Origin of the sequence: Variovorax paradoxus NBRC 15149, from assembly GCF_001591365.1 — a bacterium.
GTDB lineage: Bacteria > Pseudomonadota > Gammaproteobacteria > Burkholderiales > Burkholderiaceae_C > Variovorax > Variovorax paradoxus.
Genome location: NZ_BCUT01000001.1, coordinates 1,464,432 through 1,490,151, shown reverse-complemented (window position 1 = coordinate 1,490,151; position 25,720 = coordinate 1,464,432). Strand labels below are relative to the sequence as shown.

Below are 25,720 nucleotides of genomic sequence, written 5' to 3'. Positions count from 1 at the left end.
GGAGTTTTTGCTCTCTTCATTTATGTGTCCCCAATTTTATTCTGACCATAAGAGTCGGGATTTAATTGGAATCTGACCCCATTTAAAATGTTTGGCATTCTTTGTGCATCGCAATATCCTTCTCTTCCCTGCGAAAAACTGAAGGAGTGCGCCATGACGACGGCTGCCGAGATCGAACATCTCCAACAACACGGTCTGTATTCCGGTGCCGACGAGCACGATGCCTGCGGCGTCGGCTTCGTCGCGCACATCAAGGGCGAAAAGAGCCATGCCATCGTGCTGCAGGGCCTGAAGATCCTCGAGAACCTCGACCATCGCGGCGCAGTGGGCGCTGACAAGCTGATGGGCGATGGCGCCGGCATCCTGATCCAGCTGCCCGACCGCCTCTACCGCGAAGAAATGGCCAAGCAGGGCGTGGCGCTGCCCCCGCCGGGCGAATACGGCGTCGGCATGATCTTCCTGCCCAAGGAACATGCCTCGCGCGAAGCCTGCGAGCAGGAAATGGAACGCGCCATCAAGGCCGAAGGCCAGGTGCTGCTGGGCTGGCGCGACGTGCCGGTGAACCGCGACATGCCGATGTCGCCCACCGTGCGCGCCAAGGAACCGCTGCTGCGCCAGGTGTTCATCGGCCGCGGCAACGACGTGATCGTGCAGGACGCGCTGGAACGCAAGCTCTACGTGATCCGCAAGACCGCCAGCGCCAACATCCAGCGCCTGAAGCTCAAGCACAGCAAGGAATACTACGTTCCCAGCATGTCGAGCCGCACCGTGGTCTACAAGGGCCTGCTGCTCGCCGACCAGGTCGGCACCTACTACCTGGACCTGCAGGACAAGCGCTGCGTCTCGGCCCTGGGCCTGGTGCACCAGCGCTTCTCGACCAACACCTTCCCCGAGTGGCCGCTGGCCCACCCGTACCGCTACGTCGCCCACAACGGCGAAATCAACACGGTCAAGGGCAACTACAACTGGATGAAGGCGCGCGAAGGCGTCATGTCCTCGCCCGTGCTGGGCGCCGACCTGCAGAAGCTCTACCCCATCAGCTTTGCCGGCCAGTCCGACACCGCCACCTTCGACAACTGCCTCGAGCTGCTGACGATGGCCGGCTACCCCATCAGCCAGGCCGTGATGATGATGATTCCCGAGCCCTGGGAACAGCACGCCACCATGGACCCGCGCCGCCGCGCGTTCTACGAATACCACGCCGCGATGCTGGAGCCGTGGGACGGCCCGGCCTCCATCGTGTTCACCGACGGCCGCCAGATCGGCGCCACGCTCGACCGCAACGGCCTGCGGCCTTCCCGCTACTGCGTGACCGACGACGACCTGGTCATCATGGCCTCGGAGTCGGGCGTGCTGCCCGTGCCCGAGCAGAAGATCGTGCGCAAGTGGCGCCTGCAGCCCGGCAAGATGTTCCTGATCGACCTGGAGCAGGGCCGCATGATCGACGACGAGGAGGTCAAGGCCACCCTCGCCAACAGCAAGCCCTACAAGCAGTGGATCGAGAACCTGCGCATCAAGCTGGACAGCGTCGAGGCCGAGCCGGTGCCCGCGCCGCTCTCGCAGGTCGCGCTGCTCGACCGCCAGCAGGCCTTCGGCTACACCCAGGAAGACATCAAGTTCCTGATGAGCCCGATGGCGCAGGCCGGTGAAGAAGGCATCGGCTCCATGGGCAACGACAGCCCGCTGGCCGTGCTCTCCAGCAAGAACAAGCCGCTCTACAACTACTTCAAGCAGCTGTTCGCGCAAGTGACCAACCCGCCGATCGACCCGATCCGCGAGGCCATCGTGATGTCGCTGGTGTCCTTCATCGGCCCCAAGCCCAACCTGCTGGACATCAACCAGGTCAACCCGCCGATGCGGCTCGAGGTGAGCCAGCCGATCCTCGACTTCGCCGACATGGCCAAGCTGCGCGACATCGGCACCTACACGCAGGGCAAGTTCAAGAGCTACGTGCTCGACATCACCTACCCGCTCGCCTGGGGCTACGAGGGCGTCGAAGCCAAGCTCGCGTCGCTGTGCGCCGAAGCGGTGGATGCCATCAAGGGCGGCCACAACATCCTGATCGTGAGCGACCGCGGCGTGAGCCCGACGCAGGTGGCGATTCCCGCCGTGCTGGCGCTGTCCGCCGTCCACCAGTACCTGGTCCGTGAAGGCCTGCGCACCACCGCCGGCCTGGTGGTGGAAACCGGTTCGGCGCGCGAAGTGCATCACTTCGGCGTGCTGGCAGGCTACGGCGCCGAAGCCGTGCACCCCTACCTCGCGATGGAAACGCTGGCCGCCATGCACGCCGACCTGCCGGGCGACATGAGCGCGGAGAAGGCGGTCTACAACTACGTCAAGGCGATCGGCAAGGGCCTGTCCAAGATCATGTCGAAGATGGGTGTCAGCACCTACATGAGCTACTGCGGCGCGCAGCTCTTCGAAGCCATCGGCCTCAACACCGAGACGGTCAACAAATACTTCACCGGCACCGCGAGCCGCGTCGAGGGCATCGGCGTGTTCGAGATCGCCGAGGAAGCCATCCGCATGCACAAGGCCGCGTTCGGCGACGACCCGGTGCTCTCCAACATGCTCGACGCCGGCGGCGAATACGCCTGGCGCACGCGCGGCGAAGAGCACATGTGGACGCCCGACGCCATCGCCAAGCTGCAGCACAGCACGCGCGCCAACAACTGGAACACCTACAAGGAATACGCGCAGCTCATCAACGACCAGAACCGCCGCCATCTCACGCTGCGCGGCCTGTTCGAATTCAAGCTGGATCCGGCCAAGGCTATTCCGGTGGACGAGGTCGAGCCCGCCAGCGAGATCGTCAAGCGCTTTGCCACGGGCGCGATGTCGCTCGGCTCGATCAGCACCGAGGCGCACTCCACGCTCGCCATTGCCATGAACCGCATCGGCGGCAAGAGCAACACGGGCGAGGGCGGCGAAGACCCGGCGCGCTACCGCAACGAGCTCAAGGGCATCCCGATCAAGCAGGGCGACACGCTCAAGAGCGTGATCGGCGCGGCCAACGTCGAGGTCGACCTGCCCCTGAAGGACGGCGACTCGCTGCGTTCGCGCATCAAGCAGGTGGCGTCGGGGCGCTTCGGCGTCACGGCCGAGTACCTGCATTCGGCTGACCAGATCCAGATCAAGATGGCGCAGGGCGCCAAGCCGGGCGAAGGCGGCCAGCTGCCGGGCGGCAAGGTCACCGAGTACATCGGCAAGCAGCGCTACGCGGTGCCGGGCGTGGGCCTGATCTCGCCGCCGCCGCACCACGACATCTACTCGATCGAAGACCTCGCGCAGCTGATCCACGACCTGAAGAACGCCGCGCCGCACGCGAGCATCAGCGTCAAGCTGGTGAGCGAGATCGGCGTGGGCACCATCGCGGCCGGCGTGGCCAAGTGCAAGAGCGACCACGTGGTGATCGCGGGCCATGACGGCGGCACGGGCGCATCGCCCTGGTCGTCGATCAAGCACGCGGGCAGCCCGTGGGAAATTGGCCTGGCAGAAACCCAGCAGACGCTGGTGCTCAACCGCCTGCGCAGCCGCATCCGCGTGCAGGCCGACGGCCAGATGAAGACCGGCCGCGACGTCGCCATCGGCGCGCTGCTGGGTGCCGACGAGTTCGGCTTTGCCACGGCCCCGCTGGTGGTCGAGGGCTGCATCATGATGCGCAAGTGCCACCTGAACACCTGCCCGGTGGGCGTGGCCACGCAAGACCCGGTGCTGCGCAAGAAGTTCTCGGGCAAGCCCGAGCACGTCGTCAACTACTTCTTCTTCGTGGCCGAGGAAGTGCGCCAGATCATGGCCCAGCTGGGCATCCGCAAGTTCGACGACCTGATCGGCCGCGCCGACCTGCTCGACATGCGCAAGGGCATCGAGCACTGGAAGGCTTCGGGCCTGGACTTCAGCCGCCTGTTCGCGCTGCCGATCGTGCCGGCCGAGGTGCCGCGCTTCCACGTCGAGAACCAGGACCACGGCCTGGAGCGTGCGCTCGACGTCAAGCTCATCGAGAAGTCGCGCCCGGCCATCGAGCGCGGCGAGAAGGTGCAGTTCATCGAGGTGGCGCGCAACGTCAACCGCTCGGTGGGCGCCATGCTGTCGGGTGCGCTGACCAAGGCGCATCCGCAGGGCCTGCCCGACGACTCGATCCGCATCCAGCTCGAAGGCACGGGCGGCCAGTCGTTCGGCGCGTTCCTGGCGCGCGGCATCACGCTCTACCTGATCGGCGATGCCAACGACTACACCGGCAAGGGCCTGTCGGGCGGCCGCGTGGTGGTGCGCCCGAGCCTCGACTTCCGCGGCGAAGCGGTGCGCAACACCATCGTGGGCAACACCGCGCTCTACGGCGCGACCACCGGCGAAGCCTACCTCTGCGGCGTGGCCGGCGAGCGCTTTGCCGTGCGCCTCTCGGGTGCCACGGCCGTGGTCGAAGGCACGGGCGACCATGGCTGCGAATACATGACGGGCGGCACGGTCGCGGTGCTCGGCAAGACGGGCCGCAACTTCGCGGCCGGCATGAGCGGCGGCGTGGCCTTCGTCTACGACGAGGACGGCCAGTTCGCCACGCGCTGCAACCTTTCGATGGTGTCGCTCGACAAGGTGCTGACCTCGGCCGAGCAGACCGCGAGCATGCACCGCAAGGTCTGGCACGGCGGCGAGACCGACGAGGCCCAGCTCAAGAAGCTGCTCGAGGAGCACCACCGCTGGACCGGCAGCAAGCGCGCGCGCGAACTGCTCGACAACTGGGCCGTGTCGCGCACCAAGTTCGTCAAGGTGTTCCCGAACGAGTACAAGCGCGCGCTGGCCGAGCTGCACGACCGCAAGGTCGAACTCACGAGCAGTGGCAACAACGCGCACATGGGCCTGGAGCCGCACGCGCTGGCTGCCGCGCCGCAGGCCACCCCGGCTGCGGCCTGAGCGGCAACGAAAACGAAGAACAGAGGAAAGCACGATGGGAAAGATCACCGGCTTCATGGAGCATGAGCGCATCGAAGAGGGCTACAAGCCTGCCTCCGAGCGCGTCAAGCACTACAAGGAATTCGTCGTCGGCCTGGATGCCGAGCAAGCCAAGGTCCAGGGCGCGCGCTGCATGGACTGCGGCACGCCGTTCTGCAACAGCGGCTGCCCGGTCAACAACATCATTCCGGACTTCAACGACCTCGTGTACCGCAACGACTGGCAGAACGCCTTCGCGGTGCTCGACTCGACCAACAACTTCCCGGAATTCACCGGCCGCATCTGCCCCGCGCCCTGCGAGGCGGCCTGCGTGCTCAACGTGAACGACGACCCGGTCGGCATCAAGTCGCTGGAGCACGCGATCATCGACCGCGCCTGGGACGAAGGCTGGGTGGCGCCGCGCGTCGCCAAGCACAAGACCGGCAAGAAGGTGGCCGTGGTGGGTTCGGGCCCGGCCGGCATGGCGGCGGCGCAGCAGCTCGCGCGCGCCGGCCACGATGTGACGCTGTTCGAGAAGAACGACCGCATCGGCGGCCTGCTGCGCTACGGCATCCCCGACTTCAAGATGGAGAAGACCCACATCGACCGCCGCGTCGAGCAGATGAAGGCCGAGGGCGTGAGCTTCCGCACCGGCGTGATGGTCGGCGCCGCGAAGGATCCGCTCGGCAAGGGCTCCAAGGTCACCAATCTGGCCAAGGAAACCGTCACGCCCGAGCAGCTGCAGAAAGACTTCGACGCCGTGGTGCTCACGGGCGGCGCCGAGCAGTCGCGCGACCTGCCGGTGCCGGGCCGCGACCTCGACGGCATTCATTTTGCGATGGAGTTCCTGCCGCAGCAGAACCGCGTCAACGCGGGCGACAAGGTCAAGGGCCAGCTGCGCGCCGACGGCAAGCACGTGATCGTGATCGGCGGCGGCGACACCGGCTCCGACTGCGTGGGCACCAGCAACCGCCATGGCGCGGCCAGCGTCACGCAGTTCGAACTGATGCCGCAGCCGCCCGAGGAAGAAAACCGCCCGCTGACCTGGCCCTACTGGCCGATCAAGCTGCGCACCAGCTCCAGCCATGAAGAGGGCTGCGAGCGCGAGTTCGCCATCTCCACCAAGGAATTCATCGGCGAAAAAGGCAAGGTCACGGGCCTGAAGACCGTGCGCGTCGAGTGGAAAGACGGCCGCATGCAGGAAGTGGCCGGCAGCGAGCAGATCCTCAAGGCCGACCTCGTGCTGCTGGCGATGGGCTTCGTGAGCCCCGTGGCCACCGTGCTGGACGCCTTCGGTGTCGAAAAGGACGCACGCGGCAATGCCAAGGCGACGGTCGATTTCATCGGCGGCTATGCCACCAACGTGCCGAAGGTGTTTGCGGCGGGCGACATCCGCCGCGGCCAGTCGCTGGTGGTCTGGGCCATTCGCGAAGGGCGCCAGGCTGCGCGCTCGGTGGATGAATTCCTGATGGGATTCAGCGACTTGCCGCGCTGATTTTTGTTTCAGTTTTGCGGGGCCGGCCACGGCCCCGCTATCATTCGCGGAAACCGCATGCCGGGATGCCTGAGAAGGTGCCCGGCTTTTTTATTGAGATGGAATCAGCCGCACCCCTGCCACACCCCTTTGTAGAGTTCCGCGACGTTGCGTTCGGCTATGGTGCGCGCGCGATCCTCGGCGGTGTGTCGTTTGCCGTGCCGCGCGGCAAGGTGACGGCGCTGATGGGCGCCTCGGGCGGCGGCAAGACCACCGTGCTGCGGCTCATCGGCGGCCAGCAGCGGGCGCAGCGCGGCGAGGTGCTTTTCGACGGCCAGGACGTCGGCAAGCTCGATGCCGCCGGGCTGTACAAGGCGCGGCGGCGCATGGGCATGCTGTTCCAGTTCGGTGCGCTGTTCACCGACATGAGCGTGTTCGACAACGTCGCGTTTCCGCTGCGCGAGCACACGCAGCTCTCGGAAGCGCTGGTGCGCGACATCGTGCTCATGAAGCTCGACGCAGTCGGCCTGCGCGGTGCGCGCGACCTGATGCCGAGCGAAGTGTCCGGCGGCATGGCGCGGCGCGTGGCTCTTGCGCGCGCCATTGCGCTCGACCCCGACCTCGTGATGTACGACGAACCCTTTGCCGGCCTCGACCCGATTTCCCTCGGCACGGCCGCGCGGCTGATCCGCCAGCTCAACGACACGCTGGGGCTGACCAGCATCGTCGTGTCGCATGACCTCGAGGAAACCTTCCGCATTGCCGACCACGTGATCATCCTGGCCAACGGCGGCATCGCCGCGCAAGGCACGCCTGAAGAAGTGCGGGGGAGCGCCGATCCCCTGGTGCACCAGTTCGTCAATGCACTGCCCGACGGGCCGGTGCATTTTCACTATCCCGTGGCCGGCATCGAGGAAGATTTCGGCAATGAAGGGGGACGGGCATGAGCGCAGCGCTGGGCCGCCCCGAGCAAGCGAAGGCCCCCTCGGGGGGCAGCGAGGACACGAAGTGCCGAGCGAGGGGGCAGGCATGAGCTGGTGGAAGCCCGCCGACATCGGCTTTGCGGTTCGCAGCAAGCTGGCCGACCTGGGCTACGGCGCCAAGCTGTTCCTGCGCCTGCTGGTGCAGGGGGCACGAAGCTTGCAGCGCTTCGGCCTGGTGCGCGACCAGATCCATTTTCTCGGCAACTATTCGCTGGCCATCATTGCGGTGTCGGGGCTTTTCGTCGGCTTCGTGCTGGGCCTGCAGATGTACTACGCGCTGCAGCGCTACGGTTCTTCCGAGGCGCTCGGCCTGCTGGTGGCGCTGAGCCTGGTGCGCGAGCTCGGGCCGGTGGTGGCGGCCCTGCTGTTCACGGGGCGCGCCGGTACTTCGCTCACCGCGGAGATCGGCCTCATGAAGGCCGGCGAGCAGCTCAGCGCCATGGAGATGATGGCGGTCGACCCGGTGCAGCGCATTCTTGCGCCGCGCTTCTGGGCCGGCGTGATCACGATGCCGCTGCTGGCGGCCGTGTTCAGCGCGGTCGGCATCATGGGCGGCTATGTGGTGGGCGTGCTGATGCTGGGTGTGGACCCGGGCGCGTTCTGGGGCCAGATGCAGGGCGGCGTCGACGTCTGGCGCGACGTGGGCAACGGCGTGATCAAGAGCATCGTGTTCGGCTTCACCGTGACCTTCATCGCACTGCTGCAGGGCTACGAGGCCCAGCCCACGCCCGAAGGCGTGTCGCGCGCGACCACGCGCACCGTGGTGATGGCGTCGCTTTCGGTGCTCGGGCTCGACTTCCTGCTCACCGCCATGATGTTCAGTATTTGAAGGAGCCCCGGCTCCAATCGTTCTAGAGAGTGCAAACCATGCAACGTTCCAACAACGACATCTGGGTCGGCCTGTTCGTGCTGATCGGCGGCGCGGCGCTGCTGTTCCTCGCGCTGCAGTCGGCCAACCTGCTGAGCCTGAATTTCCAGAAGACCTACAACGTCACCGCGCGTTTCGACAACATCGGCGGGCTCAAGCCGCAAACGGCGGTCAAGAGCGCGGGCGTGGTGGTCGGCCGCGTGGAGTCCATCTCGTTCGACGACAAGTCTTTTCAGGCCAGCGTCACACTGGCATTGCAAAACCGTTACAGTTTTCCCAAGGACAGTTCGCTCAAGATCCTGACCAGTGGCCTGCTCGGCGAGCAGTACATCGGGATCGAGGCGGGCGCCGAGGAGAAGAACCTGCAAGCCGGCGACACCGTCACCTCGACCCAATCGGCCGTGGTGCTGGAAAACCTGATCAGCCAGTTCCTCTACAGCAAGGCGGCCGAAGGAAATACTTCGACGCCGGGAACAGCCAACAAGAAATGAAAACAGCCCTTTCCCCGTCTTTTGCTATCAGTAAGATAGCAAACCATGCCCGCTGGGCCAGTGTTGCCGTCGCCCTTGCGCTCATTGCAGGCTGCGCGAGCGGGCCCCACGCCAATCCGGCCGACCCTTTCGAGCCGTTCAACCGGGGCGTCACGCGCTTCAACGACACGGTCGACGAGGCCGTGCTCGTGCCCGTGGCCACCGCCTACCAGCGTGTGCTGCCCTCGATGGTGCGCACCGGGGTGGGCAATTTCTTCGGCAACCTGGGCGATGTCTGGAGCTTCGTCAACAGCGTGGCCCAGCTCAAGCTGCAGAACAGCGCCGAGACCTTCATGCGGGTCAACGTCAACACCTTCTTCGGCCTGGGCGGCTTGCTGGACATTGCCACCGAGGCGGGCATCGACCGCCACGAGGAAGACTTCGGCCAGACGCTCGGCCGCTGGGGCGTGGGCGCCGGTCCGTACGTGGTGCTGCCGGTGTTCGGCCCGTCGACCCTGCGCGACACGGCCGCCTTGCCGGTCGACCGTGCCGGCAGCGTGCTCGGCAACATGAACGACGTGGCCTGGCGCAATTCGCTGTCGTTCGTGGAAGCCGTCGATACGCGGGCGAAGTACCTGCGCGCCGGCCGCCTGCTCGACGATGCGGCACTCGACAAGTACACCTTCACGCGCGACGCCTTCCTGCAGCACCGCCGCAACGACGTCTACGACGGCAACCCCCCTGACGACGAGGGCGGGAAATAAAGCACAAAAAGGTGCGGATAGAGGCTTTTCGCGGACGGACGGGCGGTTTTCCTGCTTGCATCCGGTTTCAAGGCTTCACCTGCGCTTCAGGAACCCGGTCGGCCGGGGGCCTGTCGAACACGTTCTTTCCGGCAGGCGCAGCTTCCATTGCGCCTTCTGGATTTTCAACTTGAGGGAATTGCCATGAACAACAAGATCTTGCAACGACGCGGCTTCGGCCGCCTGGTGCTGGCCAGTGCCTTGCTTTTCGGTGCCGCGACGGCTTTCGTGCGCCCGGCCCATGCCGCCGACGAGGCGCCCGATGCGCTCGTCAAGCGCCTGTCGACCGATGTGCTCGAGACCATCAAGGCCGACACCTCCATCAAGGCTGGCGACATCAACAAGATCATGGTGCTGGTCGACAGCAAGATCATGCCCAACGTCAACTTCCAGCGCATGACGGCTTCCGCCGTCGGCCCGGCATGGCGCCAGGCCACGCCCGAGCAGCAGAAGAAGCTGCAGGAAGAATTCAAGACCCTGCTGGTGCGCACCTATGCCGGCGCGCTCGACCAGGTGAGCGACCAGACGGTCACGGTGCGCCCGTTCCGCGGCTCGCCTGAAGACACCGACGTGCTGGTGCGTACCGAGGTCAAGGGCCGCGGCGATCCGGTGCAGCTCGACTACCGGCTCGAGAAAACGCCCGGCCAGGGCGGCGGCTGGAAGGTCTACAACCTCAATGTGCTGGGCGTCTGGCTGGTCGACACCTACCGCACCCAGTTCGCGCAGGAAATCAACGCGCGCGGCATCGACGGCCTGATTGCGGCGCTGGCGGCGCGCAACAAGGGCAACAACGGCAAGAGCTGAGGCCATGCTGGTCCTGCCCTCCAAGCTCACCCACGACGAAGCCCCGGCCTGCATGCGCATGCTGCAGCAGGGGCTGGCGGGGCAGGCCGACACATCCACGGTGGTGGACGCCAGCGCGCTCGCGCATTTCGATTCCTCGGCCTTGGCGGTGCTCCTGGAGTGCCGCCGCGAATCGAGCGCGCTCGGCCGGGGCTTCGCGGTCAAGGGGCTTTCGCCGCGGCTACGCGAACTGGCAGCGCTCTACGGCATTGCGGGGCTGCTGCCGGCGGCGCCCTGACCGCCGGCGGCCCGGCAGCGGCCGCGTCAGGGCATCCGGCCGCCGCCAAGCGGCCTGCGGGGCGGGCCCGTAAAATCGCCGGCTCCCATGCCCGCGATCTCATTCCAATCGGTCTCCAAGACCTACCCTCCCTCCAGACAGCAGCGGGCCCAAGGCAAGCAGGGGCTGCGCGCCGTCGACGAGGTCAGCTTCCAGATCGAGCCGGGCGAGTTCTTCGGCCTGCTCGGGCCCAACGGCGCGGGCAAGACCACGCTCATCAGCATGCTGGCCGGCCTGTCCCGCCCCACGGCCGGCGCCATCAGCGTCCATGGCTTCGACGTGCAGCGCGACTATGCCGAGGCCCGGCGCCAGCTCGGCATCGTGCCTCAGGAGCTGGTGTTCGACCCGTTCTTCAACGTGCGCGAATCGCTGCGCATCCAGTCGGGCTACTTCGGCATCAAGAACAACGAGGCCTGGATCGACGAGCTGCTGCAAAGCCTGGGCCTGGCCGACAAGGCCACGGCCAACATGCGCCAGCTCTCGGGCGGCATGAAGCGCCGGGTGCTGGTGGCGCAGGCGCTGGTGCACAAGCCGCCGGTCATCGTGCTGGACGAGCCCACCGCCGGGGTCGACGTCGAGTTGCGCCAGACGCTCTGGCAGTTCGTCGCCAGGCTCAACAAGGAGGGCAGCACCGTGCTGCTCACCACCCACTACCTCGAAGAGGCCGAGGCGCTGTGCAGCCGCATCGCGATGCTCAAGCTCGGCAAGGTGATCGCCCTGGACCGCACCAGCGAGCTCCTGAAGTCGGCCGCCAGCAACGTGCTGCGCTTCAAGACCGACGCCATGCTGCCCTGGGCCATCGCGCAGCATGCGCGCATCACAGGGCGCATCGTGCAGCTGCCGGCGCAGAACGCCCATGAAGTCGAACAACTGCTGGCCGCGATCCGCGAAGCCGGCGTCGCGGTGGAAGACGTGGAAATGCGCAAGGCCGACCTGGAAGACGTGTTCATCGACCTGATGGCAGGCGAGCAGACGCCGCTGGAGGTGGCGAGATGAGCGCTGCGCCGGGCCGACACAAGCAAGCGAAGCTCCCCCTCGGGGGGACGCGAGGACACGCAGTGCCGAGCAAGGGGGCCCTATGATGGCCGTCACGGGGTGGCGTGCGCTGCTTTACAAGGAAACGCTGCGCTTCTGGAAGGTTGGCTTCCAGACCGTCGGCGCGCCGGTGCTCACCGCGCTGCTCTACCTGATGGTGTTCGGCCACGTGCTCGAAGACCACGTGAAGGTCTACGGCTCGGTCGGCTACACCGCCTTCCTGGTGCCGGGCCTCGTGATGATGAGCGTGCTGCAGAACGCCTTCGCCAACAGCTCGTCGTCGATCATCCAGAGCAAGATCATGGGCAACCTGGTGTTCGTGCTGCTCACGCCGCTGTCGCACTGGGGCTGGTTCTTCGCCTACGTGGGCTCGTCGGTGATCCGCGGGCTGGCCGTGGGGCTCGGCGTGTTCCTGGTCACCATGTTCTTCGCGATGCCGAGCTTCGTTGCGCCGCTCTGGATTCTCGTGTTTGCGCTGCTGGGCTCCGCCATGCTCGGCACCCTGGGGCTCATTGCCGGGCTCTGGGCCGAGAAGTTCGACCAGATGGCGGTGTTCCAGAACTTCCTGATCATGCCCATGACCTTTCTGTCGGGCGTTTTCTATTCGATCGGTTCGCTGCCGCCGTTCTGGCAGGGCGTGAGCCACCTGAACCCGTTCTTCTACATGATCGACGGCTTCCGCTACGGCTTCTTCGGCGTGAGCGACGCCTCGCCCTGGCTCAGCCTGGGCATCGTCGGCGCCGCCTGGCTGGTGGTGAGCGCCATCGCCGTCCACCTGCTGCGCATCGGCTACAAAATCAGAGGCTGAAAAGCCCTTTCCAATTCCCATGACCGCCGAACAACTCCAGGCCCTGATCCAGTCCCACCTTCCCTGCGAGCACATCACGCTCGAAGGCGACGGCCGGCATTGGTATGCCACCATCGTCTCGGCCGAATTCGAGGGCAAGCGCGCGATTCAGCGCCATCAGCGGGTCTACGCGACCCTGGGTGCGAAAATGCATACCGACGAGGTGCATGCGCTCTCAATGAAGACCTACACGCCGGCCGAATGGGCGGCGTTGGAAAAATAACTCTCCGGCCCCCGGGCCCTGATTCGCTGGAAATTCGATGGACAAACTTCTGATTCGCGGCGGGCGCCAGCTCCGCGGCGAGGTACTCATTTCCGGCGCCAAGAACGCAGCCCTGCCGGAACTGTGCGCCGCACTGCTGACCGACCAGCCCGTGACGCTGCACAACGTGCCGCGCCTGCAGGACGTGTCGACCATGCTCAAGCTGGTGCGCAACATGGGCGTTGCGGCCGAGCGCGACGACAACGGCACGGTGCGGCTCGATGCGGGCGACCTCAGCAACCCCGAGGCACCCTACGAACTGGTGAAGACCATGCGTGCCTCCGTGCTGGCGCTGGGCCCGCTGCTCGCGCGCTTCGGCCATGCCAAGGTGTCGCTGCCGGGCGGCTGCGCCATCGGCTCGCGGCCGGTCGACCAGCACATCAAGGGCCTGCAGGCCATGGGCGCCGAGATCGTGGTCGAGCACGGCTACATGATCGCCAGCCTGCCGGCCGGGCGCACCCGCCTGAAGGGCGCGCGCATCCTGACCGACATGGTTACCGTCACGGGCACCGAGAACTTCCTCATGGCCGCCGCGCTGGCCGAGGGCGAGACGCTGCTCGAGAACGCCGCGCAGGAGCCCGAGATCGTCGACCTGGCCGAAATGCTGATCCGCATGGGCGCGAAGATCGAAGGCCACGGCACCAGCCACATCCGCATCCAGGGCGTCGAGAAGCTGCACGGCTGCGAGCACGCCGTGGTGGCCGACCGCATCGAGGCCGGCACCTTCCTGTGCGCCGTTGCGGCCACCGGCGGCGACGTGTTCCTGCGCCACGCGCGGGCCGACCACATGGACGCGGTGATCGACAAGCTGCGCGACGCCGGCTGCACCGTCGCGGCACAGGAGGGCGGCGTGCGCATCAGCTCCAGCGCCCCGGCCTGCGAGCACCTCAAGGCGCAGAGCTTCAGCACCACCGAATACCCCGGTTTCCCGACCGACATGCAGGCCCAGTTCATGGCCCTGAACGTGATCGCGCGCGGCGCCTCGATGGTCACCGAAACCATCTTCGAGAACCGCTTCATGCACGTGAACGAGATGGTGCGCCTGGGCGCCACGATCCACGTCGAGGGCAAGGTGGCGATGGTCGAGGGCGTGCAGCAGCTGTCGGGCGCCACAGTGATGGCGACCGACCTGCGCGCCTCGGCCAGCCTGGTGATCGCCGGCCTCGTGGCCGACGGCGAGACGCTGGTCGACCGCATCTACCACCTGGACCGCGGCTACGACCGCATGGAAGCCAAGCTGCGCGGCCTGGGCGCGGACATCGAACGCATCTCGGGAGCCGCCGCATGATCACCCTCGCGCTCTCGAAGGGCCGCATCTTCGAAGAGACGATGCCGCTGCTGGCCGCCGCCGGCATCGAGGTCACCGAAGACCCCGAAAAATCGCGCAAGCTGATCCTGGCCACCACCCGGCCCGACGTGCGCGTGGTGCTGGTGCGCGCCTCCGATGTGCCCACCTACGTGCAGTACGGCGGCGCCGACCTTGGCGTGACCGGCCTGGACGTGCTGCTGGAAAACGGCAACCAGGGCATGTACCAGCCGCTGGACCTGCGCATCGCGGCCTGCCGACTCAGCGTGGCGGTGCGCGCCGACTACGACTACGCCTCGGCCGTGAAGCAGGGCTCGCGCCTGAGGGTCGCCACCAAGTATGTGGGCCTTGCACGCGAGTTTTTCGCGAGCAAGGGCGTGCACGTCGACCTGATCAAGCTCTACGGCAGCATGGAGCTCGCGCCGCTCACCGGCCTGGCCGACGCCATCGTCGACCTGGTCTCGACCGGCAACACGCTCAAGGCCAATCACCTGGTCGAGGTCGAACGCATCATGGACATCAGCGCGCGCCTCGTGGTCAACCAGGCCGCGCTCAAGCTCAAGCGCGAGCCGATCCGCCGCATCATCGACGCCTTCGCGTCGGCCATTCCCACTGCCTGAACTTCACGCACATGACTCCGAAAGCAGCCCCCGTCCGCCTCTCCACGGCTTCAGCCGGCTTCGACGCTGAATTCAAGGCGCGGCTGCATTGGTCCGCGGATGCCGATGCGGCCATCGAGAAGGTGGTGGCGGACATCCTGGCCGACGTGCAGAGGCGCGGGGACGAGGCGGTGCTGGAGTACACCAATCGCTTCGACAAGCTCGATGCGAAGACGCTGTCCGAGCTGGAGCTAACGCAGGCCGAACTCAAGGCCGCCTTCGAATCATTGCCGGCCACGCAGCGCGATGCGCTCGAAGCCGCCGCTCGCCGCGTGCGCAGCTATCACGAGGCGCAGAAGAAGGCCAGCGGCGAGAGCTGGAGCTATCGCGATGCCGACGGCACGCTGCTCGGCCAGAAGGTTACGCCGCTTGATCGCGTCGGCATCTACGTGCCGGGCGGCAAGGCGGCCTATCCGTCGAGCGTGCTGATGAATGCCATTCCGGCTCACGTGGCCGGCGTGGCCGAAATCATCATGGTGGTTCCGACGCCGGGCGGCGAAAAGAACCAGCTGGTGCTCGCCGCCGCCTACGTGGCAGGCGTCACGCGCGCCTTCACCATCGGCGGCGCGCAGGCCGTGGCCGCGCTGGCCTACGGCACCGCCACCATCCCCGCGGTCGACAAGATCACCGGCCCCGGCAACGCCTACGTGGCCGCCGCCAAGCGCCGCGTGTTCGGCACCGTGGGCATCGACATGATCGCGGGCCCGAGCGAAATCCTCGTCTTGGCCGACGGCAGCACGCCGCCTGACTGGGTGGCGATGGACCTGTTCAGCCAGGCCGAGCACGACGAGCTCGCGCAAAGCATCCTGCTGTGCCCCGACGCCGCGTACATCGACCGCGTGCAGGCCGAGATCGACCGCCTGCTGCCCGGCATGCCGCGCGCCGAGATCATCGCGGCTTCGCTCAACGGCCGCGGCGCTCTCATCCACACCAAGAGCATGGAAGAGGCCTGCGAGATCAGCAACCGCATCGCGCCGGAGCACCTGGAAGTCAGCAGCAGCGAGCCGCAGCGCTGGGAGCCGCTGCTGCGCCATGCCGGCGCGATCTTCCTGGGCGCCTTCACCAGCGAGAGCCTGGGCGACTACTGCGCGGGCCCCAACCACGTGCTGCCCACGAGCGGCACGGCGCGCTTCTCGAGCCCGCTGGGCGTGTACGACTTCCAGAAGCGCTCCAGCCTCATCGAAGTGAGCGAAGCCGGCGCGCAGGTGCTCGGGCCCATTGCCGTCACGCTGGCCGAAGGCGAAGGCCTGCAGGCGCACGCCGAAGCGGCGCGCATGCGGCTGCGCAGGGCCTGAAGCCCGCCCGCCGCCGGCAGGAGCAAAGCAAGATGGCTCGACGCCGTTCTTTTCATCGTTCGCGCGCGACGGCATGGCTGCTGGCGCTCGCGGCTGCGGGCTCGGCGCAGGCCATGAGCATCCGCGAGCTGCGCACGCTGGAAGCGAGCGAAAAGGACGGCAAGGCCTACGCGAGCTACTACCTCGTCGGCGTGCTCGAAGGCCTGCGCGAAGGCGTGGAGGCCTCGCAGCGCAACGGCCAGAAGCCGATCTTCTGCGTCGAGGGCCGGCGCCTGGAGCCTTCGATGGCACGCTCCCTCTATCAAACCGAGCTGACCCGCAACGCCGACAGCTACGAAGCCGACATGCCCGTTCAGCTGGTCATGGCCGGCGCCCTCAGAAACAGCTACCGCTGCACCCGATGACATCTTCTTCGCCCGCCGCCCGCCCGATCGACCGCATCCGCTCCGACGTGCAGTCCATGCATGCCTATGCGGTGCAGGACGCACGCGGCTTCGTCAAGCTCGACGCCATGGAAAACCCCTTCGGCCTGCCGGCCGCGCTGCAGGCCGAGCTTGGCGCGCGGCTCGGTGCGTTGGCGCTCAACCGCTATCCGGGCGAGCGCGGCGCCGACCTGCAGCGCGCGCTGGCCGCGCATGCGCAGATGCCCGAGGGCTTTTCGCTGATGCTGGGCAACGGCTCCGACGAACTGATCTCGCTGCTCGCCATTGCCTGCGACGTGCCCGGGGCCGCGGTGCTCGCGCCCGTGCCCGGCTTCGTGATGTATGCGATGAGCGCGAAACTGCAGGGCCTGCGCTTCGTCGGCGTGCCGCTCACGGCCGATTTCGAACTCGACGAGGCCGCCATGCTTTCGGCCATCGCACGCGAGAAGCCGGCCATCGTGTACCTGGCCTATCCGAACAACCCCACCGCCAACCTCTGGGACGATGCCGCCATCGAGAAGATCGTGCAGGCCCAGGGCGAGCAGGGCGGGCTGGTGGTGATCGACGAGGCCTACCAGCCCTTTGCCGCCAGGAGCTACATCGACCGCATCGCGCGGCATGGCCATGTGCTGCTGATGCGCACGCTCAGCAAGTTCGGCCTGGCCGGCATCCGCCTGGGCTACCTCATGGGCCCGGCCGCGCTGGTCGCGCAGATCGACAAGGTGCGCCCGCCCTACAACATCAGCGTGCTCAATTGCGAGTGCGCACTGTTCGCGCTCGAGCATGCCGAGGTGTTCGAGGCCCAGGCGCGGCAGATCCGCGACGAGCGCCACCGCCTCATGATGGGGCTGGGCCGCCTGGCGGGCGTGAAGGCCTGGCCGAGCGATGCCAACATGATCCTCGTGCGCGTGCCCGATGCCGCCAAGGCCTTCGAAGGCATGAAGGCGCGCGGGATTCTTGTGAAGAACGTTTCTAAAATGCACGAACTGCTCGCAAACTGCCTGCGCCTCACCGTCGGAACGGCCGACGAGAATGCGCGGATGCTCGCGGCACTCGAAGCCTCACTATGACCACCCCCCAGACTGCCGATCGCACTGCATCGGTCACCCGCAACACCGCCGAGACCAGGATCACCGTCAGCGTCAACCTGGACGGCACGGGCAAGGCCAGGCTCTCCACCGGCATCGGCTTCTTCGACCACATGCTCGACCAGATCGCCCGCCACGGCCTGATCGACCTCGAGATCGATTGCCAGGGCGACCTGCACATCGACGGCCACCACACGGTGGAAGACGTGGGCATCACGCTGGGCCAGGCGGTGGCCAAGGCCGTGGGCGACAAGAAGGGCATCCGCCGCTACGGCCATGCCTACGTGCCGCTGGACGAGGCGCTGAGCCGCGTCGTCATCGACTTCTCGGGCCGGCCCGGCCTGGTGATGCACGTGCCGTTCACGAGCGGCATGATCGGCACCTTCGACAGCCAGCTCACCTACGAATTCTTCCAGGGCTTCGTCAACCACGCCTTCGTCACGCTGCACATCGACAACCTCAAGGGCGTCAATGCGCACCACCAGTGCGAGACCGTGTTCAAGGCCTTTGCGCGCGCGCTGCGCGGCGCGCTCGAACTCGATCCACGCTCCGTGGGCGTCATTCCATCGACCAAGGGTTCGCTCTGAACGTCCTCGCCGCCAAGCTATGAAATCTGTAGCAAATACCGTCGCCGTGGTCGACTACGGCATGGGCAACCTGCGCTCCGTCTCGCAGGCCGTGCAGCATGCGGCCGACCAGGTGGGCGTGCAGGTCTTCGTCACCTCCGACCCCGAGGTGGTGCGCAAGGCCACGCGCGTGGTGCTGCCGGGGCAGGGCGCGATGCCCGACTGCATGCGCGAACTGCGCGACTCCGGCCTGCAGGAGTCGGTGCTCGAGGCCGCGGCGAGCAAGCCGCTCTTCGGCGTGTGCGTGGGCATGCAGATGCTGCTGTCGCGCAGCGACGAGGGCCCGACCGACGGGCTCGGGCTGATTCCGGGCGAGGTCGTCAAGTTCGACCTGGCGGGCCGGCTGCAGCCCGACGGCAGCCGCTTCAAGGTGCCGCAGATGGGCTGGAACCAGGTGCGCCAGGCCCAGCCGCACCCCGTGTGGGCGGGTGTGCCGGACATGAGCTACTTCTATTTCGTGCACAGCTTCTATGCCCGGCCGGCCGACATCCGGCACAGCGTGGGCGAGGCCGATTACGGCGCGTGCTTTACCGCCGCCGTCGCACGCGATAACATTTTTGCCACCCAGTTCCACCCGGAGAAGAGTGCGGACCATGGGTTGCAGCTCTACCGAAATTTCCTCCACTGGAATCCCTGACCTTATATTCCCGCCCGGGCCGAAGCTTCCTCAGCCCGGATTCCGCACACTCGCGTCACTTCCATGCTCCTCATTCCCGCCATTGATCTCAAAGACGGCCACTGCGTTCGCCTCAAGCAGGGCGACATGGACCAGTCCACCATCTTCAGCGAAGACCCCGCCGCCATGGCCCGCAAGTGGGTCGAGGCCGGCGCGCGGCGGCTGCACCTGGTCGACCTGAATGGCGCCTTCGCCGGCAAGCCGCAGAACCACGCGGCCATCAAGGCGATCCTGCGCGAGGTGGGCGACGACATCCCGGTGCAACTGGGCGGCGGCATCCGCGACCTGGACACCATCGAGCGCTACATCGACGACGGCCTGCGCTACGTGATCATCGGCACCGCGGCGGTCAAGAACCCCGGCTTCCTGAAGGATGCCTGCGTGGCCTTCGGCGGCCACATCATCGTGGGGCTCGACGCCAAGGACGGCAAGGTGGCCACCGACGGCTGGAGCAAGCTCACGGGCCACGAGGTGGCCGACCTGGGCAAGAAGTTCGAGGACTACGGCGTCGAATCGATCATCTACACCGACATCGGCCGCGACGGCATGCTCTCGGGCATCAACATCGATGCCACCGTCAAGCTTGCGCAGGCGCTGACCATTCCGGTCATCGCCTCGGGCGGGCTGTCGAACATGGCCGACATCGACCAGCTCTGCGCGGTCGAGTCCGAGGGCGTCGAAGGCGTGATCTGCGGCCGGGCCATCTATTCGGGCGACCTCGACTTCGCCGCCGCGCAGGCCCGCGCGGACGAGCTCGCCGGCGCCTGAGGCCGGCGCCTTCCTCTTCTGTAGCGCGGCGTGCTTTCCGCGCTTGCCATTGCCAACTACCGCTCGCTGCGCCAGCTGACGGTGCCGCTCGGACGGCTCACGGTGGTGACCGGGCCCAACGGCAGCGGCAAGTCCAGCGTCTACCGCGCGATGCGGCTCCTGGCCGAGATTGCCAACGGCGGCGCGATCCGCTCGCTGGTGCGCGAGGGCGGGCTTTCCTCCACCCTGTGGGCCGGTCCCGAGCGCTTCTCGGCCGCCATGCTGCGCGGCGATGCGCCGGTGCAGGGCACCACCCGCAGCGAGCCGGTCGCGTTGAAGCTGGGCTTCGCCGGCACCGAGGCCGATGAGTTCGGCTACGCCATCGACATCGGCCTGCCGCCGCCGATCCCGGCGACGGCCTTCTCGCGCGACCCCGAGATCAAGCACGAAACCATCTGGCACGGCCCCTTGCTGCGCCCCGCGGCGCAGCTGGTCGACCGCAGGGGCGCGGCACTGCGCCTGCGCGAGGGCAAGGGCTGGCAGGCCATCGGCCGGCCGATTCCCGCCTTCGCCAGCATGATGACCGAGTACGCCGATCCCCACGCCGCACCCGAGATGCTCGCGCTGCGCGAGCAGATGCGCTCCTGGCGCTTCTACGACCACTTCCGCTCCGACGCCGATGCGCCCGCGCGCCAGCCGCAGCTCGGCACCCGCACACCGGTGCTCGCCAACGATGGTGCCGACCTGGCCGCCGCGCTGCAGACCATCCGTGAGATCGGCGACGGCGAGGCGCTCGACCGCGCCGTGGACGACGCATTTCCGGGCGCCCGCATCCAGGTGCGGGTGAACGAAGACCGCTTCGAAACGCTGATGCACCAGCACGGCCTGCTGCGGCCGCTGACGGCGGCGGAGCTTTCGGACGGCACCCTGCGCTATCTGCTCTGGATTGCCGCGCTGCTGACGCCCCGGCCGCCGGCGCTCTTGGTGCTCAACGAGCCGGAGACCAGCCTGCATCCCGACTTGCTGCCGGCGCTCGGCCGCCTCGTCGCGCAGGCCGCGCGCGAGTCGCAGGTGATCGTGGTGTCGCATGCCGCGCGGCTGATTGCCGCGCTCGAAGACAGCGGCGAGCTGCAGTCGGTGGTGCTCGAGAAGCGCTTCGGCGAAACCCGCATCGCCAACCTCGACATGAGCGAGATCCCGCGCTGGGAGTGGCCCGTGCGCTGAGGCTGCGGGCTACTCGGCCTTCACCGACATCGTCTGGATGATGGCTTCCAGCTGCGCGCTCATCGGCAGGTCGATGCTTTCCCCGGTGGGCAGCTTGCGCAGGAACCAGCGCTTGTACTGGCGCTCGATTTCGCCGTCCTGCGCCAGCACCTGGAAGGTGTCGTTGATCACCTTGGCCAATTGCGCGTCGCCCTTGCGGTACATGATGCCGTAGGGGTCGTAGGAGAGGTAGTCGCCGACCACCTCGTACTGGGCCTTGGCGGCGTCGCGCGCGATCAGGCCGTAGAGCAGCACGTCGTCGGTGGCAAAGGCGTCGGCCTGGCCGCTTTTCACCAGCCCGAAGGAATCGGCGTGGTCGCGCGCCACCCGCAGGTCGATGCCGAGCCTGAACTTCTGCGACAGCTCGCGCAGCGTCTTCTCGTTGGTGGTGCCCGCGGTGACGGCCACCCGCTTGCCCGCCAGGTCGCGGAACGACTTGATCGGCGAGCCCTTCTTCACCAGCACCTTGGTGCCCGAGACGAAGATGGTGGGCGAGAAGCTCACGCGCTTTTGCCGCTCGAGGTTGCTGGTGGTCGAGCCGCATTCGAGATCGACCGTGCCGCGCTCGACCGCATCGATGCGCGAATCGGAGGTCACCGGCACCCACTTGATCGCGAGGCTCTTGTTCACCGCCTCTTCAATGGCCGTGACCAGTTCCCGGCAGAGCTCGATCGAATAGCCGACAGGCTCCTGGCGTGCATTGAGAAAGGAAAACGGCACCGACGACTCGCGGTAGCCGATGGCGATGGTGCCGCTCTCGCGCACCTTGGCGAGCGTGCCCGTCAAGGTCTCCGGGGCCTGCGGCTGCGCCCTGGCCGGGGTCGCCGCGACCAGCGCAGCGGCCGCCAGCAGGCCGGCAAGAAGAAACGACAGCGCGGCCTTGGCCTTCATGGCGAGCCTCACGCGTGGGCCGGATGGGCGAGGGTGGCCGAGGCTTCGGCGTCGAGCGTCCTCGCATTGGCCGCCGCGTCGCTCTCGGAGAGCAGCTCGCCCTCCCACTTGGCGACCACGGCCGTCGCGATGGAGTTGCCCACCGCGTTGGTGGCCGAGCGCCCCATGTCCAGGAAGGTGTCGACGCCCAGGATCAGCAGCAGGCCGGCTTCCGGAATGTCGAAGTGGTTGAGCGTGGCCGCAATCACCACCAGCGAAGCGCGCGGCACGCCAGCCATGCCCTTGGAGGTGAGCATCAGGATCAGCAGCATGGTGATCTGCGTGCTGATCGGCATGTGGATGTTGTAGGCCTGCGCGATGAACAGCACGGCGAAGGTGCAGTACATCATCGAGCCGTCCAGGTTGAACGAATAGCCCATCGGCATCACGAAGCTCGAGATCTTGCGCTTCACGCCGAAACGGTCGAGCGCCTGCAGGATCTTCGGGTAGGCCGCTTCCGAGCTGGCCGTGGCGAACGACAGCAGGAAGGCTTCCTTGATGAGTGCCAGCAGCTTGAACACGCGCGGGCCCAGGAACGAAAAGCCCGCGAACACCAGCACGCCCCACAGCACGAACAGGCCCAGGTAGAAGTCGCCCATGAAGACCGCGAACTTGAGCAGGATGCCCAGGCCGTTCGTCGCAACCGTGGCGGCCATGGCGGCCATCACCGCGAGCGGCGCCAGCTTCATCACGTAGCCGGTGATCTTGAGCATGGCGTGCGAGAGTTCGTCGATGGCGGCCACCAGCGTCCTGGCCTTGTCGCCGAGCGAGGCGAGCGCCACGCCGAAGAACATCGAGAACACCACGATCTGCAGGATCTCGTTGTTGGCCATGGCCTCGGCAAAGGACTTCGGCACCATGTGGCTCACGAAGTCCTTGAGCGTGAACTTCGCGGTCGCCAGGTTGGCCGAAGCGCCGATGTCCGGCAGCGGAAGGCCCAGGTTCTCGCCGGGCTTCAGCACATTGGCCATGACCAGGCCGATGACCAGCGAGATCAGCGAAGCAGTGAGGAACCAGCCCAGCGACTTGCCGAACACCCGGCCCACCGACTTGGCGTCGCCCATGTGCGCGATGCCCACCACCAGCGTGGAGAACACCAGCGGGCCGATCAGCATCTTGATGAGGCGCAGAAACACGTCCGACACAATCGACACGTAGCCTGCGATCTGCGCCGCGGCCTTCTTGTCGGGAAAGCTCGTGAAGATCATGTAGCCGACAAGGATGCCGAGCACCATGGCGATCAGGATCCAGGCGGCGGCCGGCAGTTTTCTCTTCATAGGTGTCCCTTCGGGGTGTGTGTGGTTCTGGGGCGGGCGCACATCGGCCGGCGCCCTGTTCTTGCGCGGCAGCGAAGGGTATCCAAGAAGGTCCCCTGTACGCAACCGGCGCCGGCGCGGCGGCAATGAAGCCTTAAGTGTCCAATGCCAATTCCGTGCCCGGAACTTCGCTGCCTACAATTCTCCAATGGATATCAGCCCGATCGAGTTCCGCGGCCAGCCCGCGCTTCGTGCCGCCGGCGCCGACGGCGGTGCCTTCACCGTGGCGCTGCACGGGGCGCAGCTGCTTTCCTGGACCACCGCCGATGGGACGGAAAGGCTCTACCTGAGCCCCTCTGCGGTGTTCGACGGACAGGCGGCGATCCGCGGCGGCGTGCCCATCTGCTGCCCCCAGTTCAACCAGCGCGGCATGTTGCCCAAGCATGGATTCATGCGCAATCTGCCTTGGGAAAACCGGGGGATCGACGCCACATCGGGCGAACTGACCCTGCGGCTGCGCGACAGCGAGGCCACGCGCAGGCTCTGGCCGCACGCTTTCGAGGCGCGGCTGCAGATCGGCATGGCTGCGGGCCGGCTGCGCACCGCGCTGACGCTGCTCAATACCGGCCATGGCCCGTTCAGCTTCGCAGCCGCCCTGCACACCTACCTGCGCGTCGACGACATCGCGCAGGTGCGCCTCGAAGGCCTGCAGGGTGCCAACCGCTGGGATTCGCTGCGCGACGACCGCCACGTGGAAACGGCCCCGGCGCTGCATTTCAGTGCCGAGTTCGACAGCGTCTATGCCGCGCCCGCGAAGCCGCTGCGCCTGGTGCAGCCGAGCGGCACGCTCGAGATCGCGCAAAGCGCCAGCTGCAGCGAAACCGTGGTCTGGAACCCCGGCGCCGTGCTCGGTGCGAAACTCGCCGACATGCCCGAAGATGGCTACAGGCACATGCTCTGCGTGGAGGCCGCGCGCATCGACGAGCAGGTGCTGCTCGCGCCCGGCGCCCAATGGCAGGGCTGGCAGCAGCTTCGCGTTTCCTGATTTTTTCCCTTTACGACCGACCATGCTCGCAAAACGCATCATTCCCTGTCTCGACGTCACCGGCGGCCGCGTGGTCAAGGGCGTCAACTTTCTCGAGCTGCGCGACGCCGGCGATCCGGTCGAGATTGCGGCGCGCTACAACGCGCAGGGGGCCGACGAGCTCACTTTCCTGGACATCACGGCCACCAGCGACGGGCGCGACCTGATCCTGCCGATCATCGAGGCGGTGGCCTCGCAGGTCTTCATTCCATTGACCGTGGGCGGCGGCGTGCGCACCGTGGCCGACGTGCGCCGGCTGCTCAACGCGGGCGCCGACAAGACCAGCTTCAATTCGGCGGCCATTGCCGATCCGCAGGTGATCAACGACGCCTCGCAGAAGTACGGCTCGCAATGCATCGTCGTGGCCATCGACGCCAAGCGCCGCAGCCCCGAAGAAGCCGCCACGCGCGGCGCGGGCTGGGACGTGTACAGCCATGGCGGCCGCAAGAACACCGGCCTGGACGCCGTCGAATGGGCAACCGAGATGGTGCGCCGCGGCGCCGGCGAGATCCTGCTCACGAGCATGGACCGGGACGGCACCAAGAGCGGCTTCGACCTTGCGCTCACCCGCGCGGTCAGCGACGCCGTCAACGTGCCGGTCATTGCCTCGGGCGGCGTGGGCAGCCTCGACGACCTGGCCGACGGCATCCAGACCGGCGGCGCCGACGCGGTGCTGGCCGCCAGCATCTTCCACTACGGCGAGCACACGGTCGGCGAGGCGAAAGCCCGCATGGCCGCGCGGGGCATTCCGGTCCGGACCTGATCCGCTTCAGGGCCGCCCGGCGGTGGGACAATACCCGCCATGAATTGGCTTGACGAAGTGAAATGGGACGCGAACGGGCTGGTGCCCGTGATCGCGCAGGAACAGGGCAGCAACGACGTGCTGATGTTCGCCTGGATGAACCGCGAGGCGCTCGAAAAGACCGCCGAGCTCGGGCGCGCCGTGTATTTCAGCCGCTCGCGCAACAAGCTCTGGTTCAAGGGCGAGGAATCGGGCCACGTGCAGACCGTGCACGAGATCCGCCTCGACTGCGACAACGACGTCGTGCTGCTCAAGGTCACCCAGCTCGGCCACGAGCCCGGCATCGCCTGCCACACCGGACGCCACAGCTGCTTCTTCAGCAAATACGAGAAGGGCCAATGGCACGCGGTCGAGCCGGTCTTGAAAGACCCGGAGTCGATCTACAAATGACCGCCACAGTGAACACCTCGGACGCCCTCGCACGCCTGGCTGCGGTCATCGAAAGCCGCCTGCCCGCGCGCGGCGGCGACCCCGACAAGAGCTACGTGGCGCGCCTGCTGCACAAGGGCCCCGATGCCTTCCTCAAGAAGATCGGCGAGGAAGCCACCGAGGTGGTCATGGCCGCCAAGGATGCCGACCATGGCGGCGACCGCACGAAAATAGTGAACGAAGTGGCCGACCTGTGGTTCCACACCATGGTGGCGCTGGCGCACTACGGTTTCTCGCCCGGCGAGGTGATCGCGGAGCTGGAGCGCCGCGAGGGCACCAGCGGCATCGAGGAAAAAGCCCTGCGCAAGGCGCAGGCCCGCGAGGCATCCAACGATTGAAAGGACGTCCC

Annotated in this window: 26 protein-coding genes; 24 read left to right on the top strand and 2 right to left on the bottom strand. The window is 66.9% G+C overall.

Annotated features, from left to right (window positions below; genetic code table 11):
• Positions 1-153: 153 nt before the first annotated feature.
• The 20 genes from VPA02S_RS07110 (at position 154) to VPA02S_RS07015 (ending at position 20,831) form a co-directional block, all read left to right on the top strand.
• On the top strand, positions 154-4,908 hold the full coding sequence (locus tag VPA02S_RS07110) for a glutamate synthase-related protein (protein ID WP_062363047.1): 4,755 nt from the start codon (positions 154-156) through the stop codon (positions 4,906-4,908).
• A gap of 34 nt (positions 4,909-4,942) precedes the next feature.
• On the top strand, positions 4,943-6,421 hold the full coding sequence (locus VPA02S_RS07105) for a glutamate synthase subunit beta (protein WP_062363044.1): 1,479 nt from the start codon (positions 4,943-4,945) through the stop codon (positions 6,419-6,421).
• A 65-nt stretch (positions 6,422-6,486) separates the two neighbouring features.
• The gene (locus VPA02S_RS07100; protein ID WP_012746303.1) at positions 6,487-7,347 is read left to right on the top strand and encodes an ABC transporter ATP-binding protein; all 861 of its coding nucleotides are present in this window, start codon (positions 6,487-6,489) and stop codon (positions 7,345-7,347) included.
• Between the two features lie 82 nt (positions 7,348-7,429).
• Positions 7,430-8,212, top strand: coding sequence for a lipid asymmetry maintenance ABC transporter permease subunit MlaE (gene mlaE, locus VPA02S_RS07095; protein ID WP_018906525.1), 783 nt, complete (start codon positions 7,430-7,432; stop codon positions 8,210-8,212).
• 38 nt (positions 8,213-8,250) lie between these two features.
• A complete protein-coding gene (gene mlaD / locus VPA02S_RS07090) occupies positions 8,251-8,742 on the top strand; it encodes an outer membrane lipid asymmetry maintenance protein MlaD (RefSeq protein ID WP_012746305.1) in 492 nt (163 codons plus the stop codon).
• Positions 8,739-9,485 carry an MlaA family lipoprotein gene (locus tag VPA02S_RS07085; RefSeq protein ID WP_062363040.1) on the top strand — a complete coding sequence of 249 codons (747 nt, stop codon included), beginning with the start codon at positions 8,739-8,741 and terminating at the stop codon, positions 9,483-9,485. Before mlaD ends, VPA02S_RS07085 begins: the two co-directional genes overlap by 4 nt.
• A gap of 183 nt (positions 9,486-9,668) precedes the next feature.
• Complete coding sequence (locus VPA02S_RS07080) at positions 9,669-10,328, top strand: MlaC/ttg2D family ABC transporter substrate-binding protein (protein ID WP_012746307.1); 660 nt, start codon at positions 9,669-9,671, stop codon at positions 10,326-10,328.
• Positions 10,329-10,332: 4 nt separating this feature from the next.
• Positions 10,333-10,605 carry an STAS domain-containing protein gene (locus VPA02S_RS07075; RefSeq protein WP_012746308.1) on the top strand — a complete coding sequence of 91 codons (273 nt, stop codon included), beginning with the start codon at positions 10,333-10,335 and terminating at the stop codon, positions 10,603-10,605.
• Positions 10,606-10,692: 87 nt separating this feature from the next.
• Positions 10,693-11,640, top strand: coding sequence for an ABC transporter ATP-binding protein (locus VPA02S_RS07070; protein ID WP_012746309.1), 948 nt, complete (start codon positions 10,693-10,695; stop codon positions 11,638-11,640).
• 82 nt (positions 11,641-11,722) lie between these two features.
• On the top strand, positions 11,723-12,487 hold the full coding sequence (locus tag VPA02S_RS07065) for an ABC transporter permease (protein WP_012746310.1): 765 nt from the start codon (positions 11,723-11,725) through the stop codon (positions 12,485-12,487).
• A 19-nt stretch (positions 12,488-12,506) separates the two neighbouring features.
• Positions 12,507-12,749 (top strand): BolA family protein, encoded by a 243-nt coding sequence (locus VPA02S_RS07060; protein ID WP_012746311.1) that lies wholly within the window; start codon positions 12,507-12,509, stop codon positions 12,747-12,749.
• 37 nt (positions 12,750-12,786) lie between these two features.
• Positions 12,787-14,076, top strand: coding sequence for a UDP-N-acetylglucosamine 1-carboxyvinyltransferase (gene murA / locus VPA02S_RS07055; protein ID WP_062363038.1), 1,290 nt, complete (start codon positions 12,787-12,789; stop codon positions 14,074-14,076).
• A complete protein-coding gene (gene hisG / locus VPA02S_RS07050; protein WP_012746313.1) occupies positions 14,073-14,714 on the top strand; it encodes an ATP phosphoribosyltransferase in 642 nt (213 codons plus the stop codon). Before murA ends, hisG begins: the two co-directional genes overlap by 4 nt.
• Positions 14,715-14,725: 11 nt before the next feature.
• On the top strand, positions 14,726-16,048 hold the full coding sequence (gene hisD / locus VPA02S_RS07045; RefSeq protein WP_012746314.1) for a histidinol dehydrogenase: 1,323 nt from the start codon (positions 14,726-14,728) through the stop codon (positions 16,046-16,048).
• A 32-nt stretch (positions 16,049-16,080) separates the two neighbouring features.
• On the top strand, positions 16,081-16,452 hold the full coding sequence (locus tag VPA02S_RS07040) for a hypothetical protein (RefSeq protein ID WP_062363035.1): 372 nt from the start codon (positions 16,081-16,083) through the stop codon (positions 16,450-16,452).
• On the top strand, positions 16,449-17,540 hold the full coding sequence (hisC, locus tag VPA02S_RS07035) for a histidinol-phosphate transaminase (RefSeq protein WP_018906518.1): 1,092 nt from the start codon (positions 16,449-16,451) through the stop codon (positions 17,538-17,540). Before VPA02S_RS07040 ends, hisC begins: the two co-directional genes overlap by 4 nt.
• Positions 17,537-18,145: an imidazoleglycerol-phosphate dehydratase HisB gene (gene hisB, locus VPA02S_RS07030; protein ID WP_018906517.1), complete on the top strand. Its 609-nt coding sequence runs from the start codon at positions 17,537-17,539 to the stop codon at positions 18,143-18,145. The genes hisC and hisB overlap by 4 nt, the downstream gene beginning before the upstream one ends.
• Before the next feature lie 19 nt (positions 18,146-18,164).
• The gene (gene hisH / locus VPA02S_RS07025; RefSeq protein ID WP_018906516.1) at positions 18,165-18,821 is read left to right on the top strand and encodes an imidazole glycerol phosphate synthase subunit HisH; all 657 of its coding nucleotides are present in this window, start codon (positions 18,165-18,167) and stop codon (positions 18,819-18,821) included.
• Positions 18,822-18,884: 63 nt separating this feature from the next.
• Positions 18,885-19,628 carry a 1-(5-phosphoribosyl)-5-[(5-phosphoribosylamino)methylideneamino]imidazole-4-carboxamide isomerase gene (gene hisA / locus VPA02S_RS07020; RefSeq protein ID WP_012746319.1) on the top strand — a complete coding sequence of 248 codons (744 nt, stop codon included), beginning with the start codon at positions 18,885-18,887 and terminating at the stop codon, positions 19,626-19,628.
• Between the two features lie 30 nt (positions 19,629-19,658).
• Positions 19,659-20,831, top strand: coding sequence for an AAA family ATPase (locus VPA02S_RS07015; protein ID WP_018906515.1), 1,173 nt, complete (start codon positions 19,659-19,661; stop codon positions 20,829-20,831).
• 9 nt (positions 20,832-20,840) lie between these two features.
• Here the strand turns inward: VPA02S_RS07015 and VPA02S_RS07010 are convergent, their stop codons facing one another.
• A complete protein-coding gene (locus VPA02S_RS07010; RefSeq protein WP_012746321.1) occupies positions 20,841-21,761 on the bottom strand; it encodes an amino acid ABC transporter substrate-binding protein in 921 nt (306 codons plus the stop codon).
• Between the two features lie 8 nt (positions 21,762-21,769).
• On the bottom strand, positions 21,770-23,077 hold the full coding sequence (locus VPA02S_RS07005; protein WP_012746322.1) for a dicarboxylate/amino acid:cation symporter: 1,308 nt from the start codon (positions 23,075-23,077) through the stop codon (positions 21,770-21,772).
• 187 nt (positions 23,078-23,264) lie between these two features.
• Here VPA02S_RS07005 and VPA02S_RS07000 point away from each other — a divergent pair, with 187 nt between their 5' ends.
• From VPA02S_RS07000 to VPA02S_RS06985, 4 genes are read left to right on the top strand one after another with little or no spacing between them, the layout of a single operon-like run.
• Positions 23,265-24,101: a D-hexose-6-phosphate mutarotase gene (locus tag VPA02S_RS07000; RefSeq protein WP_012746323.1), complete on the top strand. Its 837-nt coding sequence runs from the start codon at positions 23,265-23,267 to the stop codon at positions 24,099-24,101.
• A gap of 22 nt (positions 24,102-24,123) precedes the next feature.
• Positions 24,124-24,903 carry an imidazole glycerol phosphate synthase subunit HisF gene (gene hisF / locus VPA02S_RS06995; RefSeq protein WP_012746324.1) on the top strand — a complete coding sequence of 260 codons (780 nt, stop codon included), beginning with the start codon at positions 24,124-24,126 and terminating at the stop codon, positions 24,901-24,903.
• A 30-nt stretch (positions 24,904-24,933) separates the two neighbouring features.
• A complete protein-coding gene (hisI, locus tag VPA02S_RS06990; protein ID WP_174545073.1) occupies positions 24,934-25,332 on the top strand; it encodes a phosphoribosyl-AMP cyclohydrolase in 399 nt (132 codons plus the stop codon).
• Positions 25,329-25,709, top strand: coding sequence for a phosphoribosyl-ATP diphosphatase (locus VPA02S_RS06985; RefSeq protein WP_012746326.1), 381 nt, complete (start codon positions 25,329-25,331; stop codon positions 25,707-25,709). Before hisI ends, VPA02S_RS06985 begins: the two co-directional genes overlap by 4 nt.
• The last annotated feature ends 11 nt before the right edge of the window (positions 25,710-25,720 follow it).